18 protein-coding genes are annotated in these 24,088 nt (G+C 73.0%); 9 read left to right on the top strand and 9 right to left on the bottom strand.

The annotated features are described in order from the left end of the window. Positions 1–91: 91 nt before the first annotated feature. Together WME98_RS02870 and WME98_RS02875 are read right to left on the bottom strand one after the other, a co-directional pair. The gene (locus tag WME98_RS02870; RefSeq protein WP_437949848.1) at positions 92–3,991 is read right to left on the bottom strand and encodes an ATP-binding protein; all 3,900 of its coding nucleotides are present in this window, start codon (positions 3,989–3,991) and stop codon (positions 92–94) included. A gap of 223 nt (positions 3,992–4,214) precedes the next feature. Next, positions 4,215–5,192 carry a LysR family transcriptional regulator gene (locus WME98_RS02875; protein WP_437949849.1) on the bottom strand — a complete coding sequence of 326 codons (978 nt, stop codon included), beginning with the start codon at positions 5,190–5,192 and terminating at the stop codon, positions 4,215–4,217. Between the two features lie 46 nt (positions 5,193–5,238). Here WME98_RS02875 and WME98_RS02880 point away from each other — a divergent pair, with 46 nt between their 5' ends. After that, positions 5,239–5,622 carry a YybH family protein gene (locus tag WME98_RS02880; protein ID WP_437949850.1) on the top strand — a complete coding sequence of 128 codons (384 nt, stop codon included), beginning with the start codon at positions 5,239–5,241 and terminating at the stop codon, positions 5,620–5,622. 42 nt (positions 5,623–5,664) lie between these two features. On the opposite strand, the gene WME98_RS02885 is transcribed toward WME98_RS02880, so the two are convergent. Further along, positions 5,665–7,140 carry a sigma-54-dependent transcriptional regulator gene (locus tag WME98_RS02885; RefSeq protein ID WP_437949851.1) on the bottom strand — a complete coding sequence of 492 codons (1,476 nt, stop codon included), beginning with the start codon at positions 7,138–7,140 and terminating at the stop codon, positions 5,665–5,667. Further along, on the bottom strand, positions 7,137–8,675 hold the full coding sequence (locus WME98_RS02890) for an ATP-binding protein (protein ID WP_437949852.1): 1,539 nt from the start codon (positions 8,673–8,675) through the stop codon (positions 7,137–7,139). Before WME98_RS02890 ends, WME98_RS02885 begins: the two co-directional genes overlap by 4 nt. 310 nt (positions 8,676–8,985) lie before the next feature. Between WME98_RS02890 and WME98_RS02895 the strand changes: the two genes are divergently transcribed. The 3 genes from WME98_RS02895 (at position 8,986) to WME98_RS02905 (ending at position 12,116) form a co-directional block, all read left to right on the top strand. Continuing rightward, positions 8,986–10,677 carry a SulP family inorganic anion transporter gene (locus tag WME98_RS02895; protein WP_437949853.1) on the top strand — a complete coding sequence of 564 codons (1,692 nt, stop codon included), beginning with the start codon at positions 8,986–8,988 and terminating at the stop codon, positions 10,675–10,677. Between the two features lie 125 nt (positions 10,678–10,802). Continuing rightward, complete coding sequence (locus WME98_RS02900) at positions 10,803–11,336, top strand: hypothetical protein (RefSeq protein ID WP_437949854.1); 534 nt, start codon at positions 10,803–10,805, stop codon at positions 11,334–11,336. Positions 11,337–11,612: 276 nt separating this feature from the next. Next, a complete protein-coding gene (locus WME98_RS02905; RefSeq protein ID WP_020738171.1) occupies positions 11,613–12,116 on the top strand; it encodes an SRPBCC family protein in 504 nt (167 codons plus the stop codon). 112 nt (positions 12,117–12,228) lie between these two features. Here WME98_RS02905 and WME98_RS02910 read toward each other — a convergent pair whose 3' ends face one another. From WME98_RS02910 to WME98_RS02920, 3 genes are all read right to left on the bottom strand, one after another. Further along, positions 12,229–12,612, bottom strand: a complete 384-nt coding sequence (locus WME98_RS02910; protein WP_437949855.1) for a DUF4180 domain-containing protein — start codon at positions 12,610–12,612, stop codon at positions 12,229–12,231. Positions 12,613–12,747: 135 nt separating this feature from the next. Next, positions 12,748–13,602 (bottom strand): M55 family metallopeptidase, encoded by an 855-nt coding sequence (locus tag WME98_RS02915; protein WP_437949856.1) that lies wholly within the window; start codon positions 13,600–13,602, stop codon positions 12,748–12,750. A 680-nt stretch (positions 13,603–14,282) separates the two neighbouring features. Next, positions 14,283–15,215: a DUF2935 domain-containing protein gene (locus WME98_RS02920; RefSeq protein WP_437949857.1), complete on the bottom strand. Its 933-nt coding sequence runs from the start codon at positions 15,213–15,215 to the stop codon at positions 14,283–14,285. Positions 15,216–15,839: 624 nt separating this feature from the next. On the opposite strand from WME98_RS02920, the gene WME98_RS02925 reads away from it, so the two are divergent. The 3 genes from WME98_RS02925 to WME98_RS02935 all read left to right on the top strand — a co-directional run bounded on the left by WME98_RS02925 (position 15,840) and on the right by WME98_RS02935 (position 19,222). Then, the gene (locus WME98_RS02925; protein WP_437949858.1) at positions 15,840–16,238 is read left to right on the top strand and encodes a YciI family protein; all 399 of its coding nucleotides are present in this window, start codon (positions 15,840–15,842) and stop codon (positions 16,236–16,238) included. Continuing rightward, positions 16,235–17,506, top strand: coding sequence for an RNA polymerase sigma factor (locus WME98_RS02930; protein ID WP_437949859.1), 1,272 nt, complete (start codon positions 16,235–16,237; stop codon positions 17,504–17,506). The genes WME98_RS02925 and WME98_RS02930 overlap by 4 nt, the downstream gene beginning before the upstream one ends. A gap of 201 nt (positions 17,507–17,707) precedes the next feature. Then, positions 17,708–19,222 (top strand): trypsin-like peptidase domain-containing protein, encoded by a 1,515-nt coding sequence (locus WME98_RS02935; protein ID WP_437949860.1) that lies wholly within the window; start codon positions 17,708–17,710, stop codon positions 19,220–19,222. Positions 19,223–19,363: 141 nt separating this feature from the next. Here the strand turns inward: WME98_RS02935 and WME98_RS02940 are convergent, their stop codons facing one another. Next, on the bottom strand, positions 19,364–20,359 hold the full coding sequence (locus WME98_RS02940; RefSeq protein ID WP_437949861.1) for a quinone oxidoreductase family protein: 996 nt from the start codon (positions 20,357–20,359) through the stop codon (positions 19,364–19,366). Between the two features lie 80 nt (positions 20,360–20,439). Between WME98_RS02940 and WME98_RS02945 the strand changes: the two genes are divergently transcribed. Both WME98_RS02945 and WME98_RS02950 read left to right on the top strand, forming a co-directional pair. Beyond that, positions 20,440–21,303 carry a helix-turn-helix domain-containing protein gene (locus WME98_RS02945; protein ID WP_437949862.1) on the top strand — a complete coding sequence of 288 codons (864 nt, stop codon included), beginning with the start codon at positions 20,440–20,442 and terminating at the stop codon, positions 21,301–21,303. 376 nt (positions 21,304–21,679) lie between these two features. Then, the gene (locus WME98_RS02950; protein WP_437949863.1) at positions 21,680–22,414 is read left to right on the top strand and encodes a YbhB/YbcL family Raf kinase inhibitor-like protein; all 735 of its coding nucleotides are present in this window, start codon (positions 21,680–21,682) and stop codon (positions 22,412–22,414) included. Between the two features lie 490 nt (positions 22,415–22,904). On the opposite strand, the gene WME98_RS02955 is transcribed toward WME98_RS02950, so the two are convergent. Continuing rightward, on the bottom strand, positions 22,905–23,747 hold the full coding sequence (locus WME98_RS02955) for a hypothetical protein (RefSeq protein ID WP_437949864.1): 843 nt from the start codon (positions 23,745–23,747) through the stop codon (positions 22,905–22,907). Between the last annotated feature and the right edge of the window lie 341 nt (positions 23,748–24,088).

A 24,088-nucleotide genomic window follows, 5' to 3' on the forward strand; every position in this document is an offset into this window, starting at 1 on the left:
TACAATGGGGTGTCTGTGTGGTCAAGCCTCCCGGCGACGGCGGCTCGGCCGGGAGGCTCCTGTCGCGTCCCACGTCACGTACGCCGCGCGGCTACGCGCGCGGCGCGGTGAGCACGTCCTGCAGCGTGGCGCCGCCCACGGGCTTGATCAGGTGCAGGTCGAAGCCGGCCCGCCTGGACCTGGCCTGATCGTCGGTCCCGCCGTAGCCCGACAGCGCCACCAGGTAGAGCGCTTCGCCGCCCGGCGCGGCCCGCGCCCGCCGGGCGACCTCGTAACCGTCGATGCCGGGCAGGCCGATGTCCACGAAGGCCACCTGGGGGCGCAGCTCCAGCAGCTTCGTCACGCCCTCCAGCCCGTCCGCCGCCACCGCCACCTCGTGCCCCAGCGCCTCGATGTACGCCCGCATCACCCGGCGCACGTCCTCCGCGTCCTCCACGACGAGCACCCGGCGCCGGTCGGCCGCCGCCTCCGGCGCCTCGGCGCGCTGCGCCGGATGCGGCGGCGGCCCCTCGCGCGGCGCTGGCGGCGGCTCGTCGCGCGGCGCGAGCGGCCCGGCGCTCGGCGCAGGCTGCGGCGCCGCGCCCGGGCCGAGCGGCAGGCGCACGGTGAACTCGCTGCCCTGGCCCGGCCCGGCGCTCGCCGCGACCACGCTGCCGCCGTGCAGCTCCAAGAGCCGCCGCACCAGCGTGAGCCCGAGCCCCAGCCCGCCCGTGCGCCGGTCGATCGTCTGGTCGACCTGCGTGAACAGATCGAACACCTTCTCGAGCATCGCCGCCGGGATGCCGCGGCCCGTGTCGCGCACCCGCAGCACCGCGGCCTCGGGCGCGCCGCCCGCCGCCTCGCGCGTGAGGCGCACCGAGATCGAGCCCCCCGGCGGGGTGTACTTCGCGGCGTTGGTCAGGAGGTTCGTCACCACCTGCTCCAGCCGCGTCGCGTCGGCCCGCATGCCGAAGCCCCCGGGCCCCACCGACACCGAGAGCGCATGGCGCCGGGCCTCGAGGGCCGGCCTCGCCGCGGCGGCGGCGTCCTGCACCACGGCCGCGAGATCGACGTCCCCGAGGCGCAGCTCCACCGTGCCCCGCGTGATGCGCGACACGTCGAGCAGATCGTCCACCAGCCGCACGAGGTGGCCCATCTGCCGCCGCGCGATCTCCCGGAAGCGCGCCGACGTGGGCCCGTCGCCGTCTACGTCGTCGAGCAGCGTCAGCGACAGGCTGATCGAGGCCATCGGGTTCCGGAGCTCGTGCGCGAGCATCGCGAGGAACTCGTCCTTGCGCTGATCGGCGAGCTTGAGCGCCTCGACGAGCGCCTCCACGCCCCGCCGGGCGCGCACCTGGTCGGTCACGTCGAACGCGAAGACGAAGACGCCCTCGATCGCCCCGTCGCGATCGCGCATCGGCTGGTAGACGAAGTTGAAGAAGACCTCCTCCGTCGTGCCGTCGCCCCGGCGGTCGAGCCGCACCGGGAGCTCCTTGCCGACGATGGGCTCGCCGGTGCGGACCACGGCGTCGAGGAGCTCCCAGATGCCCTGTCCATCGAGCTCGGGCAGGGCGGCCCGGATGGGCTCGCCCACGAGCGCGCGACCGCCGACGAGCCGCTGGTAGAGCGGGTTGACCACCTCGAAGACGTGCTCCGGCCCGCGGAGGATGGCGATGGGCCCCGGGGCCTGCATGAAGAGGTCGTTCAGGTACTGGCGCTGCCCCTCGGCCTCGCGCCGGCGGCGCGCGAGCTCCACGTGGACGCGGACCCGCGCGAGGAGCTCCTTCGCGGAGAACGGCTTCACGAGGAAGTCGTCGGCGCCGGCCTCGAGGCTGTCGACGCGCGCCTCCTCGCCCGCGCGCGCGGAGAGCATCACCACGGCCACGCCGCGGGTGCGCTCGTCGGCGCGCAGCGCCCTGAGCAGGCCGAAGCCGTCGAGCCGCGGCATCATCACGTCGGTGAGCACGAGATCCGGCGGGTGGGCGCGGGCGCGCTCCAGGGCGGTTTGACCGTCGGCTGCGGCCTCCACCGTCCACCCCTCCGCCGCGAGCAGCCGCAGCGCGTACTCGCGCATGTCCGCGTTGTCGTCGGCGACGAGGACGCGCCCCGGCAGCTTCCTACCCGGCCCCTCGCCCGCCGGCCGGGACGCCGGCGCCTGCTCGCCGCGGAGCCACTGCGCGGCCTCGTCGAGGAAGGGCGCGGCGTCCCGCCCCCCCGCGGCCGGCGGCGAGGCCCGAGCGACGCGGTCCTCGGGCAGGTGCGCCTTGCCGAGCGGGATGGACACCGTGAAGCGGCTGCCCTCGCCCAGGCGGCTCTCCACGGCCGCGACGCCGCCGTGGAGCTTCGCCAGCTCCTGCACCAGGGCGAGGCCGATGCCGCTGCCCTCGTAGCTGCGGCCGCTGGCCCCCTCGACGCGGTGGAACCGGTCGAACACGTGCGGCAGCTCGGCCTCCGGGATGCCGGTGCCGGTGTCCGCGACCGACAGGACGGCCCGCCCGCCCGCCGCCTCCAGCGAGACCCGGACGCCCCCCGCGAAGGTGAACTTGAAGGCGTTCGAGACGAGGTTGAGGACGATCTTCTCCCAGAGCTCCCGGTCGACGTAGGCCGGCTCGGCGAGCGGCGGGCAGTCGACCGTGAGGGAGAGGCCGGCCCGCTCCAGGAGCGAGCGGAACGAGCTCGCCAGGTCCGCGGTGAAGGCGCCGAGCTCGGTCGGCTGGTAACTCGCCTGGATGCGGCCCGCCTCGATGCGCGAGAAGTCGAGCAGCGTGTTGACGAGCCGGAGGAGCCGGAGGCTGTTGCGGTGGACGATCGCGAGGCGCTCGCGCTGCCGCGGAGGCAAAGGCTGCTCGGCGTCCGAGAGGCCGTCCTCCACGGGCCCGAGGATCAGCGTCAGCGGCGTCCGGAGCTCGTGGCTGACGTTGCTGAAGAACGCCGTCTTCGCGCGGTCCAGCTCGGCGAGCGCCTGCAGCCGGCGCTGCTCCTCCTCGCTGGCCCGGGCGTTCTGGATCGCCGTCGCGCAGTGGCCGGCCACGAGCCGCAGGAAGGCGCGGTAGTCGTCGTCCAGCACGAGCCGGGGGCTGACGCCGGCGACGAGGAACCCGGCCGGCCGCCCGCCGGCGCCGGCGCGGGGGAGCGGCAGCACCACCGCGCGGCGCGCGGCGTCCGGCCACGGCCCGCCCGGGAGGGGGCCGACGCCCGCGGGCAGCTCGGCGAGATCCACCTCCGCGTCCTCGCGCAGCGCGCGATGCAGCGGCCACACCGCGCCGCCGGCGGCGTCGAGGCTCACCGTCGCCGGCGCGGCGGCGTGGCCAGGGTCGAGCCCGGCGGTCGCCGCGAGCCGGGCCTGCGCGCCGCCCTCGTCGGCGACGTAGAGCAGCGCGAACGGCAGGTCGCGCCCGGCCTCCGCCACGGTGTCCATCATGACCCGACAGGCGTCCTCGACGTTCTTGGCGTCGGCCACCCGCGCGCCGAGCGCCGCGAGGAGCTTCAGCCGGCGCTGCCCGAGGATGTGCCCGGTGCTCTCGGAGCACGCCACGAAGACGCCCGCGACAGCACCCCTCTCGTCGCGGATCGGGCTGTAGCCGTAGTTGAAATAGCACTCTTCCAGGAAGCCGTTCCGATCGAGGATGAGCAGGCCGTCCCGGAGGTACGTGGCCCCTCCGGCGAAGACCTTCTCGATCATCGGCTCGATGACGTCCCAGATCTCCTTCCAGCACGCGCGCCCCGCCTGGCCTATGGCGGCCGGGTGCTTCTTGGAGCCGAGGATGGGGCGGTAGCCGTCGTTGTAGAACTGGATCAGCTCTCGGCCCCACCAGAGGAACATGGGGTGCTCGGACGAGAGCAGGATGGAGAGCGCGGTGCGCAGCGACTGGGGCCACGCCTCGACGGGGCCGAGCGCCGTCCGCGACCAGTCGATGGAGCGGATCAGCGCCCCCATCTCCCCGCCGCCCGAGAGCGCGGCGCCGCCCGGGTCCAGCCCGTCTCCGGCGCTCGCCGCCTCGACCCGGCTCATGCCGGCCTCCGCTCCCCGCTCCGATCGAGGTGGCTCGCGCGCAGTCCCGTCATGGCGACCGTTCGCTTGTACCACACCCCCCAGGGACCGGCCTCCGGCGCCGCCGCGTCGCGGGGTCCCCGCGCGTTTTACCTGATGAGTTCGTCAGAGGCTCTGTACACCGCTCGACACGATCCCTGCATGTCCATCGCCGCCGCGGAGCGGTGATGATGGGCTCGGCGCGTCACGCGGCGGCGTCGAGCAGCCGCGGGTGCTGGCTCACGTGCTCGTAAAGCAGGTCCAGGAAGACGCGGACGTGCGCCGGGACGGCGCGCGCGCTCGGCGTGACGGCGAACAGGCGGAGCGCCGGGCCGGTCCAGCGAGGCAGGACGCGCACGAGGCGCCCGGCGCGGAGATCGGCGTCGACGACGAACGGCGGGAGGAGCGCGATGCCCGCCGCGCCGAGGCAGGCCGAGCGCAGGTGGGCGTCGCTCGTGGTCAAGAGGCGCGGCACGGCGCGGACCCGGACGGCGCGGCCGGCGCGATCGACGAGGCGAAGGGAGAACGCGCTCCGATCGCGGCCGAACGCGCACAGGGCGTGCGACGACAGGCCCTCGGGCGCCCGCGGCGCGCCGCGCGCCTCGAGGTAAGCCGGGGACGCGCACAGGACGGGGCTCGTCTCGCCGAGGCGGCGCGCCCCCTGCGCGGAGCGGTCCCTTGGCGACAGGACCCGGAGGGCGACGTCGATGCGCTCGCCGACGAGATCGACATAGCGATCGTCGGTGAGGCACTCGACGCGGACGTCGGGGTAGGTCGCGAGGAGCCGAGTCACCGCCGGCGCGAGCAGCCGCTCGACGAACGCCTCCGGGACGGAGACGCGCACCGTGCCCTGCGCCCGCGAGGCGCGCGCCGCCATGAGGCGATCGGCCTCCTCCGCCTCGGCGACGATGCGCCTGCAGCGCTCGTGGTACTGCGCGCCGGCGTCGGTCAGCCGGAGCTTGCGCGTGGTGCGCTCGAGCAGGCGAGCGCCGAGGCGCCGCTCCAGCGCGGCGATCGTCCGGCTCATCGTGGACGGCGGGATCCGGAGCCGGCGCGCGGCCGCGGCGAAGCTGCCCTGGTCCACGACGTGCGCGAAACAGACCATCTCGTTGAGATCGATCACCGGTCGATTGTACCCCTCGATCGTTCCACCGGCGCACGAGTGAATTGAAGATTCGTGCATGGACGCCACGGCCCGTGGGGGCCACGGTCAGCGCTGGAGGTCACGCATGGACGTCAAGGAACCCCAGCAGATGAACGCGATCTTCGCCGATGCCTTCAACGCCGGCGATCTCGACCGGATCATGGCGCTCTACGAGCCCGGGGCCGTGCTGGCGCCGGCGCCGGGCCAGCGCGCCGCCGGCGCGCCCGCCATCCGGGAGGCGATCGGCGCCCTCCTCGCGCTGCGAGGCCGCATGGCGTCGAAGAACAACTACTGCATGCAGGCCGGGGACGTCGCCCTGCTGCAGGGCGAATGGCGCCTGTCGTTCGTCGGCCCCGACGGAGAGGAGGTCACCGAGACGGCGCGCTCGGCGGAGGTGGTGCGAAGGCAGCCTGACGGGACCTGGCGTTACCTCATCGATCACCCGGCCGGCGACGACACGCCCCGATAGCAGCGCCGCCCGGCGCGCCGCGCGCCACGTCCGCCGAGGGCGTCACTCCTTGAAGCTGGCGGAGGAGAGGCCGTGCTTGCGGAGGAGGTCGTAGAAGTCCGTCCGGTTCCTGCCGGAGAGCTTCGCGGCGGCGCTGACGTTGCCGTTGGCGCGGCGGAGCACCTCGACCAGGTAGGCGCGCTCGAACGTGTCGCGCGCCTCCTTGAGCGACGGGAGCGCCGAGCCGGGGTCGCCGAAGGCCACCGACAGGATCTCGCCCGCGGCGTCCGGGATGGCCGGGGTCTCGGCGTCCTCGGGCTCCGAGCCGCTCGACCAGCCGTCGAGCTTGCGGGCGGGGGGGACGAGGAGGGTGCTGAGGTCCTGCGGCCGCAGGCGCTCGCCGCGGCAGAGCAGGACGGCGCCTTCCATGACGTTGGCGAGCTCGCGGACGTTGCCGGGCCAGGGGTGCGCGAGGAGCACGCGCAGGGCCTCGGGGGTGAGCTTGGGCTCGGAGAGGCCGTGGCGGGCCGCGGCGCGGGAGAGGAACACCTCGCAGAGCAGGGGGATGTCCTCCACCCGCTCGCGGAGCGGGGGCATGACGATGGGGACGACGTGCAGGCGATAGAAGAGATCCTCGCGGAAGCGGCCGTCGCGGACCTCGGTGAGGAGATCGCGGTTGGTCGCGGCGACGACGCGGACGTCGACCTCCTCCTCGTTGAGCGAGCCGACGCGGGTGATGCGGCGCTCCTGCAGCACCCGGAGGAGCTTCACCTGGACCGCGGGAGGGGCGTCGCCGATCTCGTCGAGCAGGAGGGTGCCCCCGTTGGCGGAGGCGAAGAGGCCCTCCTTGTCGCGCGTGGCGCCGGTGAACGCGCCGCGCACGTAGCCGAACAGCTCGCTCTCCAGGAGCTCGGCCGGCAGGGCGCTGCAGTTGACCGCGACGAACGGCTTGCCGCGGCGCTGCGAGAGGGCGTGGAGCGAGCGCGCCGCGAGCTCCTTGCCGGTGCCGGACTCGCCGAGCAGGAGGACGGTGGCGTCGGTGGGGGCGACGCGGGAGATGATCTCGCGGACGGCGGCGATGCGGTCGCTCGTCCCGAGCAGGCGCAGCTCGTCGCTCTGGGCGCCGATGATGCGGCGCAGGCCGGCGACCTCGCGGCGGAGCGAGCTGCTCTCGACCGCGTGCGCGAGCTTCTGGAGCAGATCGAGGTCGTGGAACGGCTTCGTGAGGAAGCCGTACGCGCCGCGCCTCATCGCCTCGACGGCGATCTCGATGGTGCCGTGGGCCGTGAGGATGACCACGGGCACGTCGGGGGAGCGCTTCTGCACCTCGCTGAGCACGTCGAGCCCGTCGCAGTCGTCGAGGCGGAGGTCGACGATCATCGCGTCGACGGGCTCGCGGGAGAGGGCGGCGATGCCCCCGGCGCCGGTCAGCTCCGTGGTGACCCGGTAGCCGTGGTGCTCGAGGCGGAAGGCGAGCAGCTCGCAGAGGTGCGGCTCGTCGTCGACGATGACCACGTGGGGCTTACGGGCAGGGCTCATGGAACCGCGGGGAGGGGGTGTAGCGCAGCGGGGGCTTGCTCGGAAGAGCGCTCGGTCGAGAGCGGCAGCCAGAGGCGGAAGGTGGCCCCCGCGGCGCGGGCGTCCTGGCCCGCGCAGGCGGCGCTCGCGGCGTGGTCGTCGAGCTCCAGATCGCCGCCGTGGGCGCGGGCGATCTTGCGGGAGAGGGCCAGGCCGAGGCCGATGCCGACGCGCTTCGGGGAGTTCGCGACCGGCTGCGTCTTGAACTCCTCGAAGAGCGACTGCCGGATCTCCCCGGGGACGCCCGGGCCCTGATCGGTGACGCTGATCATCACCCGGCGGCCGGGCCGGCCGCCCTTCGTGTCCTCGACCAGCTCGCGCCGCACGAGCACCCGCTGGCCGGGCTTGGAGACGGAGGTCGCGTTGCGCACCAGGTTCGCGACGGCGCGCTCGACCAGGGCCACATCCAGGCTGCACGGGGGGACGTCGCCCGGCGTCTCGACCTCGATGGTGACGCCGCGCTCGCGCGCCTCCGCCTCCTCGTCGCGCACGGCGCTGCGGATCAGATCGTCGATGGAGGAGCCGTCCTGGAGGCGGATGGGAGAGCCGGCGCTGAGGCGGGAGAGGTCGAGCAGGGTGGTCACCATGCGGATCTCGCGCTCGCAGGCGACGCGGGCGATGTGGAGGATGCGGGTCTGGCGCTCGCTCAGCGCGCCGCCGCCGACGCCGTCCTCGAGCAGGGAGATGGCCTCGCGGATCTTCGTGAGCGGGGTGCGCAGCTCGTGGGAGACGGAGGCGAGGAAGCCCTGCTTGAGCGTCTCGATCTCGGCGAGGCGCCTGCGCATGGTCTCGATCTCCAGGGCGAGGTCGCGCACCTCGGCGGGGCCGCGCACCTCGGCGGCCGCGTCGAACTGGCCCTTGCCGAGGCGCTGCGCCTGCGTGGCGATGGCCGCCAGCGGCTCGGTGACGGTGCGCGCGATCCGGTGCGCGAGGAGCGCGGCGACGACGCAGGCGGCGATGGAGATGGCGAGGCCGTTCGAGAGCGCCGAGGCGCTGGCGCCGCGGGCGTCCTCCTCCTTGGAGCGGACGCGGTCCTGGAGCTCGCCGATGCGCATGACCCACGCGTCCGTGAGCTGCTCGTCGAGGCGCACGCGCTCGTGCTGGACGTCGGGGTCGGTGAGGTGGCCGCACGTGCCCCCGTCGAGCGCGCCCTGCGCGAGCTGGAGGTGGCCGTCGATCGACGGGAGCATCGGGTCGGACGTGAGCAAGGCGGGGTCGCCGGTCTCCGCCTTCAGCGCGGCGATCCGCGTGCGGAGGATCGGGGCGACCTCGTCCCACGAAGCGCCGCGCGAGCACGCCTCCTGACCGCGCCGCATCGCGAGCCCCATCGCCCAGGCGGCGTGGTGGAGCGCCGCCTCGCGCCGGAGCTCCTCGGTCTCGTCGCTCAAGAGGTTCTGCAGCGACGAGGTGATCTGGGCGAGCGACCCGAGGACCACGCCGAGGGCGACCAGCATCACGAGCACCGGGGCGGTGTGAGACAGCACGAGTCGGGTCAAGAGGCGCATGCGAGACCCCGACTATGATCTCGCGCGTCATCGAACGCACGAGCCGCCGACATTCCACACTTTTTCGAGGACACGGGACGTCAGGAGCGCCCCTGTGGGAGACCGCCGACAGCGTCGGCCGGGCCCCTCAAGCGAGTGTCGGCGGATCCAGACGCCGGGCGGCGGCGGCGCGCGGGGACGCGGGATTCCGGCGAGGCGCGGGCCTGGCACATCGCGTGAATTGCGGCGCCTCATGACCCCCTCGCCTACTCTGACAACGACGGCCCAACCGAACTTCTGGCGTTCGATGTGGGCAGACACGGTGACCTCCTGGAAGGAGATGGTCGCTCCCAGGAGCCTCGCGGACAACCTGCTGAGCGGGCTGACCGTGGCCTTCGTGGCGCTGCCGCTGAACCTCGCGCTCGCGCTGGCGTGCGGATTACCCGCGAGCGCCGGGCTCATCACGGGCGCGGTGACCGGCGTGATCGCGGCGCTCTTCGGCGGATCACGGCTGCAGGTCACGGGGCCCGAGGTGGCGCTGGTGCCGCTGACCTTCGAGATCTTGCAGCGGCACGGGCCGCACGGGCTGTTATGCGCGACGTTCCTGTGCGGCGTCCTCCAGGTGCTCATGGGGGTCGCGCGGGTGGGGCGGCTCATCCACATGATCCCCGTCTCGGTGATCGGCGGCTTCATGGCCGCGGTCGGTCTTCTGGTCTTCAACTCGCAGCTCCCGCGGCTCCTGGGCCTGCCGGCGGAGATGCGGCTCGTGTCCTCGCTGCCGGGGACGGGCTGGCTCGCGCACATCGATCCGTTCGCCGTCGGCATCGGCGCGCTGGTCGTCGCGGCGACGGTGCTCTTGCCGAAGCTGCACCGGCGGCTCCCTGGCGGGCTCATCGGCCTCGGGGCGGCGGTCCTCGCCGTGAGCGCGCTCGGCGTCGGCACGGCGTCGGTGGGGCCCATCTCGGCGTCGTTCCCCGCGCCCTCGCTGCCGGCGTTCGACCGCCTCGAGCTCATCGCGATCTTGCCCGAGGCGATCGCGCTGGCGCTCCTCGCGTCGATCGACTCGCTGCTGTCGGCGGTGGCGATCGACGCGCAGAGCAACGCGAAGCGCCACTCGAGCGAGCAGGAGCTGATGGCGCAGGGGGTGGCCAACATGGTGAGCTCGATGATCGGCGGGATGCCGGTCGCGGGCGCGATCGTGCGGTCGTCGGCGGCGCTCCAGTGCGGGGCGACGACGCGGCTCGCGGCGCTCACGCAGTCGGTGACGCTGCTCGGGCTCCTGTACCTGGCGCGGCCGTTCGTGGAGCGGCTGCCGCTCGCGGGGCTCGCCGGCATCCTGCTCGTGGTCGGCTACCGGCTGATCAACTGGCAGCAGGTGCGGCTCATGTGGCGGGTCTCGCGGTTCGAGGCGTTCGTGTTCGTGGCGACGGCCGGGTCGATCGTCGCGACCGACTTCGTCGGCGGGGTGCTGATGGGCCTTGTGCTGTCGCTCGTGCATTTCGCCCACATGCAGCGGCGGGTGGACGTGTCGCTGGTGACGGCGACCGACGAGCCGGAGGAGATGCCGCGGCTGCTCGAGCTGCCGGCGCGCCGGTCGCTCGGGCCGACGCCGCCCGTCGCGGTGGTGCGGGTGGAGGGGCCGATCTTCTTCGCGTCGCACACGGAGATCCGGTCGCTGGCCGAGGGGGGGCCGCTGCCGCGGCACCTCGTGTTCGATCTCGCCGGGGTGCCGCTCATCGACTGCACGGGCATCGAGGCGTTCCGGGCGTTGCTCGGGAAGCTGCGCGAGCAGGGGACGCGGGCGCTCCTGTCGCGGGCGTCGGATCGCGTGGCGGATCGGCTGCAGGAGGCGGGGCTCCTCCAGGCGTTCATCGGCGGCCGGGTGTTCTCGACCGTGGCCGAGGCGCTGGAGTCGCTGGACGAGCCCGCGGCGAGGGCGAGCGTGTTCGAGGCGCGGAGGCAGCAGCCGCCGTCGCCGCTGCTCCGGCCGGAGGCGCCGGCGGGCGCGTCGTGAGCGCGGTGCGGCGGGGCGCGCGGGCGGCTCGGCGCCGCGCGCCCGGCCTGGACCGGTGGACCGAGCCACGGATGAAGGTCAGAGGCGCTCCGCGCGGCGGAGGCGTCGGAGCAAGGGAGCAGAGCATGTCGACGTGGAGCCCGAGCACGAGGATGGACGCGGGAGCGGAGGGCCGGCCCGGCGCGGGGGGTCTGGCCGCCGGGGCGGCCGCGTTGCCGCCGGCGGGGAGCGGGTCGACGTCGAGCGAGCCGGACGCGGGCGCGGCCCTGGAGGACGGCCGCGAGGGCGGCGAGGGCGGCGAGGAGGTCCAGCCGGGGGCGGCGCGGGCGCTGGCGCAGGCCATGGCGGACGGGTCGCGCGCGCTGGGCGAGTCGATGGTGCTGTGCAGCGTGCTGCTGACGGTGGCGATCGGGTGCCTGGCGTGGTCGGTGCCGAGCCCGGGCGCGAGCGCCGGGCTCGCGATCCTGAGCCTGGTGCTCATCAGCGTGGAGCACACGAACGCCCGGGCGAGGTTCCGGCGGGCGGTGGCGCGGGCCGGCGCGGCGCACGGCCTGACGGCGCCGGAGGCGGAGCGCGCGGCCCGGGCGCTCCTCGGGGCGGGGGAGAGCGCGACCGCGGACGAGGAGCGCGACGGGCCGTCCCCGCGCGCATCGCGGTAGGCGGCGGCTTCCTCGACCAGGGGATGGGCGCCGTCCCGACCCCGGGCCAGCGCGCCCGCGCTCCGGGATGGCGAGCTCCATCCCTCTCGCGCTGCACGATCTCCTACGATCTAGACCGATTCCCGGGCGCGCCGCGCTCGGCGTTCCTCTCCTTGACAAGCACGGTGCGGCGATGTACTTAACCGAAAAGTTAATTAACCTTTCGGTTAGATACGGGTGCCGCCCCATCTGCGGCGCACCACGTTCAGGGACGGTCAGCGCAGGAGGAGAAGAGTCATGGTCGCAACCAGCGCAGCAAACAAGGACAGCTTCCAGGTCACGACGCCGTCGGAGCAGGAGATCCACATGACACGCCTGTTCAACGCGCCGAGGCACCTCGTGTTCGAGGCGATGACGAGGCCCGAGCACGTGAAGCGGTGGTGGGGCTGCCTGGGCGAGGGCTACGGGGTGTCCGTCTGCGAGATCGACCTTCGTCCGGGCGGCGCGTGGCGCTTCGTGAACCGCCACCCCCACGGCGAGGCCGCCTTCCACGGCGAGTACAAGGAGATCACGCCGCCGAGCCGGCTCGTGTACACCGAGATCTTCGAGATGTACCCGGACACCGTCTCGCTTGTGACATCGGTCCTCACCGAGGAGGGCGGCAAGACGCGCGTCACGACCACGACGCGCTATCCGTCGAAGGAAGTGCGCGACGCGGTCATCGCGTCCGGCATGGAGCACGGCGCGGCCCTCAGCTACGACCGCCTCGAGGACCTGGTCGCGCAGCTGCAGCAGCGATGAGCCTGCCGGCGGGCCGGCGCGGGCCTCGGCTGGCCCTCGCGCGCTCCTTCCGGCACTCCCCTGGATGCGCCGAGCGGGCGCGCGCGGCGCCCGCCCGGATCATCGCCGCGCGTCAGACCTGCTCTTCATCCGACGTCTCGCGAATCCACTCGACGGCGGCGTCTCGCGTCTCGAACACCCCGAAATACGCGCCGCGGCGCTCCTCGGCCAGCATCTCACCGAAACGGCTGCTGAAGCCCGACCCTCCCGGCGGACACACCACGGCGAGCCGGACCCAGTAATTCCGTAGCTTCTGCAGGATCTCCCCCGCCTGCCGCGAGCTCAGGTCGAAGAAGGGGGCCGGCAGGTTCGCCGCGTAGAGGAGGGCGCACCGCACGCCGTCCGAGAAACAGGCCTCGAGCAGGCGATCGACGTCGCGGTCGCTCGACAGGAAGGCCTCGTCCGGCACGCCTTCCACGAACTTCACACCGCCCTCGTTGGTCAACGTCAGTTCCATCGCTGCCTCGCATGCGGCCTCGGTGCCGCGCGCCCAGCGCTCGACGCCCGCCGGGCCCGCGCAGCGTAACCCCGGCCGGTCATCGCTGTACAGACGCCGTACGCCGGGCCGGCCCGGGGGGCGAGCGCCGCTCCGTCAGACCACCACCGTCCCGGCGATCTTCGTGATCGCGAGGACGGCGCGGAGCACCTCGCGCGCGCTCGGGGCGACGTAGCTCACGCGGCGCGCGTCCACGCGGACGACCCCGGGCACGAGCTCCGCCGCGTCGGCGTACGCGGTCGTGAGCAGCGAGAACGTCACGCCGATCGGCGGCGGGAGCGTGTACGGCCTGACGCGCGCGAGCCCCCGCAGGGCCTCGCTCGCCGCGGTCCGGATGCGCCGGCACGCCTCGTCGGGGTGGATCGACCGCGCGCTGTAGCGGGTGATCGACGACTTCACGGCCACGGTCGTCACCCCCGGGAACCGCTCGCTCGCGTGCGCGGTCACCGCCTCGTCCCCCGTGACCAGCGCCACGGGCACCCCCGCCTCCCCCAGGACGAGCGCGTTGATGGCGGCCTCGTCGACCCACAGCCCGGGATCGTCCGCCGCGCCGCTCGCGGGGTGCAGCCGGATCTCGCCCACCACCGCGCCGTAATAGGTGTGGTCGAGCACGCTCGCGCGCAGCCCCGCGCCCCCGTGATAGCCGACGAAGAACGCGGCGGCCGGCTGCCCCGCGTCCATCCCCTGCACCATCGACAGCGGCTTCAGCGCGCCCGAGATCACCTCGACGCGGGGATCCAGCTCTTCGAAGAGGAGGTTGCGCATGTCCGCGTGGCTGTCGTTGACCACGACCCGCGTGGCCCCCGCCTCGAACGCGCCGAGCGCGGCGGCGTTCGCCTCGCGGCTCATCCACGCGCGGGCGCGCTCGTAGTCGCCGCCGCCCCGGCGCGTCTGGTCGACATGCACCACCCCCGCGCACCCCTCCAGGTCGATCGAGATCAGCACGAACATCCGTGTCCCCTCCTCGCGCCGCCGCGGCGGTCGCGCGAGGGGCCTAGCGCCGCGCGACGGCAGAGGCCACATCGGGCCGACGTCGAGGGAAAGGTCGCGCGCGCCGGCCCGCGGCAGGCCGAGCACGCCGGTCCTGCTCCCCGCAGCGACGCTATCTGCCGGAGAACGGCCCCGGCCAGGGACGACAGCTCGCCAAGCACCTCCAGTAGCGCTGGTAGCACGCGTACGGCGGAGCAAACCGGTACGCCAAGCAGAAACGAAGCGCGCTCTGGCACCTCTGCCTGCAATACCACGGGAAGGGCTGCCGGGAGCTGCCGATGGCCTCGGAGTCCGTCTCCTCAGCAGCCCGAGGCTGAGCATCCCCAGCGGCGACGCCCGACGCCGCTTCCCCTGCGCTGGCAGCGCGCGCTGCGCCAGCGAAGGCCGCCAGCACGCCGAATGCGAGGATTGCCTGAATTCTTCTCGTCGACCTCATGGTCGCCCCCTCCGCGTTGAATCCACTGCAGACGATGAACGATGGGAATCGCGCACCGTCTTATGCCCGCACGACATCTTGTGCGGACCTCATCGGATGTCCACCCGGCCGGGCGAGGCGGCGCGCTGTCGCTCTTCTTCGCGTCTGAGGGGGCTGTCCATGCTCGCTCGTCGAGGGCAGCCGACGGGTGGAGGGCCGCGGGGACTCACACGGCGCGCCGCACCTCGTCGGAGAACCGCACCGCCTCGCGCAGGACGTGATCGGCGAGCGATGGATCGATGATGCTCTTGATCTGCCCCGCCTCGATGCCGTGCTCCGCGGCCGTCTTGAAGTCGATGACCTCGTCGGCCATCGTCGCGAGCTGCCCGCTGCCGACGCGGTGCGCGTGCGTCTGGTACAGCTGCTCCGCGCGCGCCTTCGCGTCCGCGACGAGCGCGCGCTCCTGCGGGTCGAGCAGGTGCGCGACGAACTCGAGGTGATCCGCCATGATCGTCGTCCAGAACGCCGCCACCTCGTCGCTCTGGAGCGCGGCGCTGCCTTGCGCGAGCAGAGCGAGCCGGTCGGCGAAGCGCTCGGCCTCGCGCGCGATGTGGTCGAAGAAGAGCGGCCAGACGAGGCTCTTGAGGGTGCCGGCCTCCTGCGCGCGCTGCATGCGGCGCTTGTACTCGATGAACTGGAGCACGTCCGCCCGCGTCGAGAGGAGGAGCGAGGAGAGCCCGTCATCGCGATAGCCGCGGTCGCGGGCCGAGAGGAAATGCCCGGCGAAGGTCATCTGGAACTGCCGCGCCTCGCTCCGCGGCCCACGGAGGCGGTCGCCGGGCATCAGCAGCGCGATGAACATCCCGTGTTCCATCAGCTGGTCCGTCCAGAAGAGGACCTCCGACACGGCGTGCGCGGCATAGCCGGCGTTCGCGCCCGGCAGGTAGATCGGCTTCCTCGCGCGCTGATCGACGTAGACGCCGGGCGTGAAGGCGGCCCCTTCCGGGAGGGAGATCGGCCCGACCGACTCGCTGTCTGCGCCCTTGCCCGCCCCGATCGCGAGGCCCGGTGTGGCGAGCAGCGATATGCCGGCGGTGGCCGCAGCCCTGCCCGCGAATTGCCTGCGTCCAAGTTTCCCTTGCAAAGCACGCTTCTCCATCGACGCTCCTCCAGGTTCGATCAGCGGTGAGAATCCGAGCGCGAGGGTGCATGTCCCGCGCCCGGTCCGAGGAGCGGGCCCGGCGCGCGAGGCGCCACGCGCGCGCCTCGCCGGGCGCGTCGACCCGCGGCGACGGGATTCGCCACGCCGAGGCACCTCACCTCGAGAGGCGCCGCCCACGACCGCGAGGGGGCGCAGGGCCGCGGAATCCGCCCGCGATGGGAGGCCGGTGGGCGACAACCTGCGAAGACCGAGCACACACCCCCTCATCCGCCGGGCACCTGCGACGGCCGAGCACACGGCACCACCCATCCCGCCGTCCGCGGGAGAGCCCGGACGCGCTTCGAGGACGTACCGTCGCTCGCCCCTCGCCGTCGCACGACGCGGGCGCAGCCGATAACGTCGTCCACGCAAGCGCGAGGGCCGCATCGCGGGCCCGGCGAGCGCCGCCGACGAACGCCCACCGCCGGGCGCGACGCCTACACTCACCCACCTTGGACCCTGTGTCGGTCCCTAAATTTCTTCGCTATCGTCGCCCGGGATGTCGAGACCCCGCCTTCGGCTCCGACCTCCCCATGAACGCGCCCCGATCCCCGGGGCGCCCGCGATGAGAAGGAGTCGGCCATGAAATACATCATGATGATGCACACCCCGCACGGCGGTCCCTACCAGGTCGCCAGCTGGCCTCAGAAGGACTTCCAGGCGCACATCGCCTTCATGAAGCGCTTCCACCAGCAGCTCAGCGCGTCGGGAGAGCTCGTGGGGGCCGAGGGCCTGGCGGGGCCCGAGCAGGCCAAGCTCGTGCGCGCCGGCAAGGACGGCAAGCCCATCACCGACGGTGTGTTCCCGGAGACCAAGGAGTTCCTCGCCGGGTACTGGATCGTGGACGTCGACAGCCCCGAGCGCGCCTACGAGCTCGCCGCCCAGGCGTCCGCCGCGCCCGGCCCCGGCGGCGCGCCGCTCAACCTGGCGATCGAGGTGCGCGAGGTGATGAGCGCGCCGCCCCCCCAAGAGCTGCCTTGACCTCACGGCCGCGGGACACCGGGGCCGAGCGCCTGCTGCGCGATCTCGCGCCGCAGGTGCTCGGCGTCATCCTCCGTCGATTCCGCGACTTCGGCGCCGCCGAGGACGCGGTCCAGGAGGCGCTCGTCGCGGCGGCCACCCAGTGGCCGCGCGACGGCGTGCCCGACGAGCCGCGCGCCTGGCTGATCCAGGTGGCCTCGCGGCGCATCACCGATCACGTCCGCAGCGAGGCCGCCCGCCGGCGCCGCGAGGCGTTCGTGGTCAGCCTCGTGCCGCCGGAGCAGCAGATCGCCCTCGCCGCCGACAGCGACGAGGCGGTGGAGCAGGACGACACGCTCGCCCTGCTCTTCATGTGCTGCCACCCCGCGCTGTCGACGTCCTCCGCGATCGCGCTGACCCTGCGCGCCGTCGGCGGCCTGACGACGGCCGAGATCGCCAGGGCGTTCCTCGTCCCCGAGGCGACCATGGCGCAGCGGATCAGCCGCGCCAAGCAGACCATCAAGGCGTCCGGCGTGCCGTTCCAGATGCCCACGGCGCCCGCGTCGGAGGAGCGCTCGGCGCGGCTCGGCGCCGTGCTGCACGTGCTCTATCTGATCTTCAACGAGGGCTACACGACGAGCTCCGGCCCCGCGCTGCACCGCGACGATCTGTCGAGCGAGGCGATCCGCCTGACGCGCGCCGTGCGCGCGCTCCTGCCGGACGACGGCGAGGTCGCGGGCCTGCTCGCGCTGATGCTCCTGACCGACGCGCGGCGCGCGGCGCGGACCGGGCCCGAGGGCCAGCTGATCCCGCTCGCCGACCAGGATCGGAGCCTGTGGGATCAGGGGGCCATCGCCGAGGGCGTCGCGCTCGTGACCGCGGCGCTGTCCAGGGGCTCGATCGGCGTTTACCAGGTGCAGGCCGCGATCGCGGCGGTGCACGACGAGGCGGCGCGCGCCGAGGACACGGACTGGCCGCAGATCCTGGCGCTGTACGACCTGCTCCTCGGGATGTCCGACAACCCCATGGTGGCGCTCAGCCACGCGATCGCGACGGCCATGGTGCGCGGCCCCGAGGCGGGGCTCGAGCTGCTGAGATCGCTCGACGCCGACCCGCGCCTCCAGGGCCATCACCGCCTCGACGCCGCCCGCGCGCACCTCCTGGAGCGGGCCGGGGATCGCGAGGCCGCGATAGCGCACTTCCGGAAGGCGGCCGGCCGCACGACGAACCTCCCCGAGCAGAGCTACCTCCTGTCGCAGGCGGCGCGGCTCTGCGACGCCCGAAAGTAGCGAGTCACGGGATCTCCGCGGGGACGACGCTGGCTACGCCGGCGTGAGGGCAAACCCGATGCACGGTGTGCATGAGGCTCATGCCGACTATCCATTGGGACCGCGCCGACCGGGAAACTAGAGTCCGACGCTGACCAGCTCTCGTGTCTTACGAAGCTTGAGCGCATTCGATGTCCTTACATTGCAGCTCGGGAGTTTGCCATGAAGATATTTCGATGGATCGCTTGCACGGGTCTCGTGTTCGCCGGGGCCGGCGTGGCTTGCGGGACGCCGGTCGATGTCGATGACGAGGCCACAGGGGAGATCCGCTCCGAGGTCATCTACGGTGACGACGACCGGGAGGAGCCGTTCACGTACTCGGATCCCGTGTGGGCGCAGCGCGTGCTGGATTTCACCGTGGCCCTGGTCCCCACCTCGGCGGTCGACGACTCGGACCCGAACGACATCCAGATCGCCGGGCCCAACTGGATCGGGCGCGACAACGTGTGCCCCGACGAGCGCTTCGCCACCCAGCCGGCGCTCGCCGACTGCAGCGGCACGCTGATCGACGACGACCTGGTGCTCACGGCCGGGCATTGCATCAACAACTGCAACGACAGCCGCTTCGTCTTCGATTACGCGATCAACCCCTCCACCGGCCAGCTCAACCAGATCACCAGCGACGACCTCTACCGCTGCGTGGACTTCCTTGCGTGGTACCGGGACCCGAGCGGAGCGGACTACACGGTCGTGCGCCTGGACCGGCCGGTCGTGGGGCGGCAGCCCGCGGACGTGCGCGCGTCGAGCGCGCCACTGGACGAGGAGACCGACCTCATCGTGCACGGCTTCCCCCGCGGGTTGCCGCTCAAGCTGGCCGACGGCGCGAACATCCGCGATGCGAGCGACCCCGAGTTCTTCGTCGCGAACCTGGACACGTTCGTGGGCAACTCGGGCTCGGGCGTGTTCGATCTCGCCACGCACGAGCTCGTGGGCATCCTGGTGCGCGGCGCGGCGGATTTCGAGCCCGACCCGAACGGCGCCGCCTGCGTGCGCCCGAGGCAGTGCGCGGACGACGGGTGCCGCGGCGAGGACGTGACCTACGCCCACCTCGCGGTCCAGGCCATGTGCGAGATGACGGTGTCCGACGTGTGCTCGTGCGGCGACGGCGCCTGCGGCCCGCTCGAGAGCCCGGCCTCGTGCGCGACCGATTGCTCCTGCGGCGACGGCGTCTGCAGCACCGGCGAGAGCACCTCGTCCTGCCCGGCGGACTGCCGGCTGGAGGTGCTGTACGACGAGCACACGCCGCAGGCGAACTGGGTGACGCCGGGGATCCAGGTGCGCAACACCGGGACCGACAGCCTCCTCCTCTGGAACACGACGGTGCGGTATTACTTCACCAAGGAGCCGCCTGGCACGCTCGCGGCCGAGTGCTGGGGCTGCTCGACCACGCCGGCGATGACCTTCCATGAGGTGCCCGGCGGCGGGTGCGCGAACGCGACGCACTACGTCGATGTGGCGATCCCGGAGGTCACGCTGGCGCCCTCGGGCACCACCGAGCAGTTTCGCGTCGCGTTCCACGCATCCAGCTGGCAGGACTTCAATGAGTCGAACGACTACTCGTACGCCGGAGCCAGCTGGAACTGGGCGCCCAACCCGAAGATCACGATGTATCGGCTCGGCATGAGGGTCTTCGGCGACGAGCCCTGTCCGGGCGTCTTCATCCCGCCTCCGAACTGAGCCGGCGTCGCTGACACCTCTCCGCGTGCCGTTGCCCCCGTCGCCAAGATCAGTAAGTTTGGCTAACTAATCAGCCGATCGGGGAGCCGGGAGCGCTGCCCCGCGCTGGCCCCGCGCTCGGGCCCGCAAGCGTCCCGCGGCTCAGAAGCCGTCTTCCACGCAAATCGCGATCTTTCCCACGGTGCGCGCCGACTCGATGGCGCGGTGGGCCTGCGCGAGGTCGCGCACCGGGTAGGTCGCGCTGACGACGGGCCGGACGTGGCCTTGCGCCGCCAGCGCCGCGACCGCGGCCAGCGCGCGGCCCTGCGCGTGCGGGTCGAGCCGCCACATCGAGGCGGCCCCCATCACGTGATAGACGAGCGACGCCGCCTTCAGGAAGAGCCGATCCGCGACCGGCGCCGGCGTCGGCACGATGCTCACCACGGTGCCCATCGGGGCCACCGCGTCGAGCGCCTGATCCAGCGCGCTGCCGCCGGCGTTGTCGAACGCCGCCGCGACGCCCGCCCCGCCGGTCAGATCCCGGCAGGCCTGCCCGACGTCCTGCGTGGCGTGATCGAGCACGACCGCGGCGCCGAGCTCGCGGCACAGCGCCGTCGACGCGGGCCGGCTGGCGGTCGCCACGGCGCGCAGCCCGAGGTGCCGCGCGAGCTGGAGCATCAGGTGCCCCACCCCGCCGGCGCCCGCGGTGATCAGCACCGTAGCGCCGGCCGCGGGCTGCGCGCGGGCGAGGCACTCCCAGGCCGTGACGCCGGCCAGCGACAGGCACGCCGCCTCCTCATGCGACAGGGCCGGCGGCTTGCGGGCGATGGTGCGGCTGTCGACCACGACCAGCTCGGCGTTCGCGCCCTGCCCGAACAGGCTGGGCGAGCCGAACACCTCGTCGCCGACCGCGAACCCCTCGACGCCGGGGCCGACCGCGTCGACCACGCCGGAGACGTCGTAGCCGAGCACCAGCGGGAGCTGCCGCTCGATGCGGCGCGGCCCGGGCGACGGCGAGCGCGCCCGCACGTCCGCCGGGTTGATCGACGACGCGATCACCCGCACCCGCACCTGGTGCGGCCCCGGCGCCGGGTCGGGCAGCTCCAGCGGCACGAGCTGCGAGGCGTCGCCGTGGCGATGGATTCCGATTGCCTTCATGCGCTTCGCTCCTCACGATCGGCGCCGACGTCCGCGGCGCCGGAGCAAGGTGACCACCGGCGGCCGGCGCGTATTGAACGATGTCGACATCGAGGCTCGCCACCGCCGCCCGCGAACGCCGCGCGTCGCCGCTCCTCGCGCACGCCGCGGCCGGCGCCGGCCAGCCCGGGATCACCGGGCTCGTCGATGTGGCCGGGAGCGTCGCGTCGTGGGGGCCGCCGGCGCCGCGCGCGCTGCCGTCGCTGCACGCGGTCCTGAGCGTCGGCCTGGTCGGCGAGATCCAGAGCGAGCGCGACGACCGGGCGGGCGGCGCGGTCTGGCTGTCCGGGGTCGCGACGCGGCCGTTCGGCTACCGGTTGCCCGCCGAGCTGCACGCGGTGATCGTCCTGCTCGAGCCGTGGGTGCTCCCGGCGTGGTTCGGCCTCGACGCCGGGAGCCTCGTCGACCGCCGCATCGATCTGCGCGACGCCATCGGCGCGGCGCCCGTGGCTGGGCTCCTCTCGGCCGTGCGGCGCGAAGGCACGCCGCACGGCCGCCTGCTCTCGGTGCGGCGCTGGGCGGCCGCGCTGCCGCCGCGCGCGGCGGCGCCGGCCCCCGCGCTGCGCGACGCGCGGCTCGCTGACCGGGACGCGGCTGGCCTCGCCCGCGCGCTCGGCGTCTCGCTGCGCCAGTCGGAGCGGCTCCTGCGGCGCCACCACGGGGTGACGCTGCGCGAGATGAAGGGCATCCGGCGCTTCCAGCGCGCGCTGGAGCATTTCGACGAGGGCCTGTCCTGGGCCGCGCTGAGCGCCGACGCCGGGTTCGCCGATCAGAGCCACCTGTGCCGCGCCGTGCGGCGGTACGCCGGCATGACGCCCGCGGCGCTGCAGGGCGCGGCCGGGGCCAGCCTGATCGCGCCGCTGTACCGGCCGCTGATCTGCCGCGACCGGTTCGTCGCCATCTGACGCCGCGACGAAGGGGCGGCGCACGGCGACGACGGCGGGGCGGCGCACGGCGACGACGGCTCTCTCTGCAAATCTCCTCCGGCGCCAGACGTGTGCGCCGGGGCTGTAGAGATGAAGCGTGTCGACACAAAGACGTGTGCGCCGGAGCTGTAGAGATGAAGCGTGTCGACACCAAACGTGTGCGCCGGAGCTGTAGAGATAAAGCGTGTCGACACCGGACGTAGTCCCGGGAAATGTGCCACTGAATTGAGATTCTTTTTTTCGTGGAGCGAAGCGACTGCCATCGCGAGGGAAACCTGGACGTGACATCATCGCGCGCATGCGAACCATCACGGATAGGCTCACTCGCAGCATAGGAATTCTCATCCTCACAAGCGTGCCGCTCGCAACGTTGAACTGCTCCGACGATGACTCCGGGCCGTCGGGCGACGGCGGGGGTTCCGCGACGAGCACCGGGACCACGAGCGGCCCCGGGAGCACCAGCAGCACGGCCTCGGCGAGCTCCACGACCACGGCGGCGACGACGGGGACCGGCGGAACGGGCGGCGCGGGCGACGGCGGCGGCGGCGGCGACGCGGGTGGCGCGAACGAAGGCGGCGGCGGCGGCGAGTCCTCCGCCGAATTCAAGCTCACGAGCCCCAATCACGAGGAAGGCGCCGAGTTCGCCGACAAGTACACCTGCGCGGCGGCCGGCTTCAACGGCAGCCTCCTGCCGGAGCTCAACTGGACCGCGGGGCCTCCGGGCACGAAGAGCTACGCCATCACCTTCATCGACGTCACCCTGGCGCATAAGACGCCGCCCAACATGAACGGCTATCACTGGGTCATCTACAACATTCCGGCCAACGTCACCTCGCTGCCCGAGGAGTTCAAGGACGCGGCGTCGATCGGCGCCAAGCAGAACAGCAACTACCTCGGGCCTTGCCCGAATTTCGGCGGCGGGAGCGCCAACACCGACACCTACGAGTTCACCATCTACGCGCTCGGGGAGGAGTCGATAACGATCGCGGGCACGAGCACCGCCGCGGTCAAGGACGCGGAGACCAAGCTCGAGGCGAACAACCTGGCGAAGGCGAAGCTCACCGGCATGTCCAACGCCTCCCCGCCCTGACGAGCGACAGCGGGCCTCGACGCGGGTCGAGGCCCGGGTCCTCGCGGTCACGGGACCGCTGTTTCGAATCCTTCGAGTCGACGGACGGCGGCGCGCTTCCACGGCGCGCCGCCGCGCTCGGCGGGGAGACGAGCCACCGCTCGCGCCGGCTCTCCGGCGAGCGCCGGAGACCCCTGCGCAGGCACAGCACATCACTTAGTTTGGCTAACTATCGAAGGGGTACGGCGCACGTTAAGCACCCGTCGGGGGATGTTCGAGCGCGGGCGCCGGACCTTCATCGCATTGCCGCGACCCAGGTCGAAGTGCCATGCTCCGGTCGCCGCGCTGCGCTGCCTCGCGGGTCCACGCGAGGGTAGCAGAGCAACGGCCTTGCGACGAGGGGAGCTGACGGCGGCAGGCGGACTGCTCGGGAGGCACGGAGGAGGAGAGCGCACCTCGACGGTGTCGCAGCCAACTCGCTGTCGTGCGGGCAGCGAGCGCCGCGGGCGGCTCACGCGACGGGGAATTGCTCCGCGACCCAGTCCTGCCAGCCCGGCGGCATGCGCGTGGCATCGAGGTAGCGGCGGAGCTGCTCGGCGTCGTCGAAAGCCGACATTCCCCACAGGCGGAACGCGTCGACATAGCCCATGTCGTCCTCGAAGGAGTCGGCGAAGTCGGCGAGCGACAGGCCGAGCTGCCAGGGCGCCTCGACGTGCCCGGCGCAGAGCAGCTGGGCGAGCGACAGGAGCCCGCGCTGCGGGTCGATCGCGCCTGCGTCCCCGGTCTCGAGCGCCCGCGCGCACGCTCTCCAGGACGCCGGCACGGCGGGGGGCGCCCATTCGCGGCCTCTCCGGAGCTCGGCGACCTGGCGCGACCAGAACCAGAGCTCGCGGGTGTCGTAGCGGGCCGCCTCCTCGGGGACGGGGTGCCGTTCCCACGGCCAGCGCAGCCCTCGCTGCTGGCCGAGCCAGGTGGTGAAGGCGACGTCGGACGCGATGAGGCCCTGTTCCAGGAGCGCAGAGCGGCGCTCGGCCGCCGCGCTCGGGTCATCTTCGTCGCCGTCGTCTTCGTCGCCGTCGCCTGGCTCCGCGGGGTACAGGACCTCGTGAACGGCGTCTGCCCAGCTGATGGGAGCGGGCGGGTGACGCCGCAGGTAAGCGATGCGGGTCTCGGGATCCGGGGCGAGCTGCTCGAGGAAGACGCTCCACATCCCCATCCAGTCTTCCCCGGCGCCCATGCGCCAGCCGAGGGTGTGGCGCTCGTAATCGGGGAAGCGCTCCCACGGCGGGGCGAGATCGCCGCGCGCGTCGAGGTGCTCGCGGAGGCGGGAGCGACAGCTCTCTTTCCAGCTCATGACGGCAGCATACGCCAGGACGCGCTAGCTCCGCCCGCCCGAAGCCCCGGCGCCAGCCGAATCCCCCGCGAGGCGCCGGGCGTTCATGAATTCGCTCGACGCCGCCCTCGATACGCGGCACGTTCACCGACGGTCGTTTGCGTGGCCCATGAGGGTGAGAACCGGCGTGCAACAGGCCGCGGACCGCTCGGGCTTCATCTCCGATCACGAGCGACGCGACGTCCCCGAGAGCGAAGGAGATCTCATGAAGAGAGCGGCCAATCGTCCTGCAGCAGGCCTCCGACCGAGCTTGCCGGGGGTGGTCTTGCTGAGCGCCCTCCTCGCAGGGTGCGGTGACGGCG

This window comes from Sorangium sp. So ce296, from assembly GCF_051529605.1.
Lineage (GTDB): Bacteria > Myxococcota_A > Polyangia > Polyangiales > Polyangiaceae > Sorangium > Sorangium cellulosum_D.

Coding starts and splice junctions, on each gene's coding strand:
- WME98_RS02870 (WP_437949848.1), bottom strand. CDS start 3,991: ATGAGCCGGGTCGAGGCGGCGAGCGCCGGAGACGGGCTGGACCCGGGC.
- WME98_RS02875 (WP_437949849.1), bottom strand. CDS start 5,192: ATGCACGAATCTTCAATTCACTCGTGCGCCGGTGGAACGATCGAGGGG.
- WME98_RS02880 (WP_437949850.1), top strand. CDS start 5,239: ATGGACGTCAAGGAACCCCAGCAGATGAACGCGATCTTCGCCGATGCC.
- WME98_RS02885 (WP_437949851.1), bottom strand. CDS start 7,140: ATGAGCCCTGCCCGTAAGCCCCACGTGGTCATCGTCGACGACGAGCCG.
- WME98_RS02900 (WP_437949854.1), top strand. CDS start 10,803: ATGTCGACGTGGAGCCCGAGCACGAGGATGGACGCGGGAGCGGAGGGC.
- WME98_RS02905 (WP_020738171.1), top strand. CDS start 11,613: ATGGTCGCAACCAGCGCAGCAAACAAGGACAGCTTCCAGGTCACGACG.
- WME98_RS02910 (WP_437949855.1), bottom strand. CDS start 12,612: ATGGAACTGACGTTGACCAACGAGGGCGGTGTGAAGTTCGTGGAAGGC.
- WME98_RS02915 (WP_437949856.1), bottom strand. CDS start 13,602: ATGTTCGTGCTGATCTCGATCGACCTGGAGGGGTGCGCGGGGGTGGTG.
- WME98_RS02920 (WP_437949857.1), bottom strand. CDS start 15,215: ATGGAGAAGCGTGCTTTGCAAGGGAAACTTGGACGCAGGCAATTCGCG.
- WME98_RS02925 (WP_437949858.1), top strand. CDS start 15,840: ATGAAATACATCATGATGATGCACACCCCGCACGGCGGTCCCTACCAG.
- WME98_RS02935 (WP_437949860.1), top strand. CDS start 17,708: ATGAAGATATTTCGATGGATCGCTTGCACGGGTCTCGTGTTCGCCGGG.
- WME98_RS02940 (WP_437949861.1), bottom strand. CDS start 20,359: ATGAAGGCAATCGGAATCCATCGCCACGGCGACGCCTCGCAGCTCGTG.
- WME98_RS02945 (WP_437949862.1), top strand. CDS start 20,440: ATGTCGACATCGAGGCTCGCCACCGCCGCCCGCGAACGCCGCGCGTCG.
- WME98_RS02955 (WP_437949864.1), bottom strand. CDS start 23,747: ATGAGCTGGAAAGAGAGCTGTCGCTCCCGCCTCCGCGAGCACCTCGAC.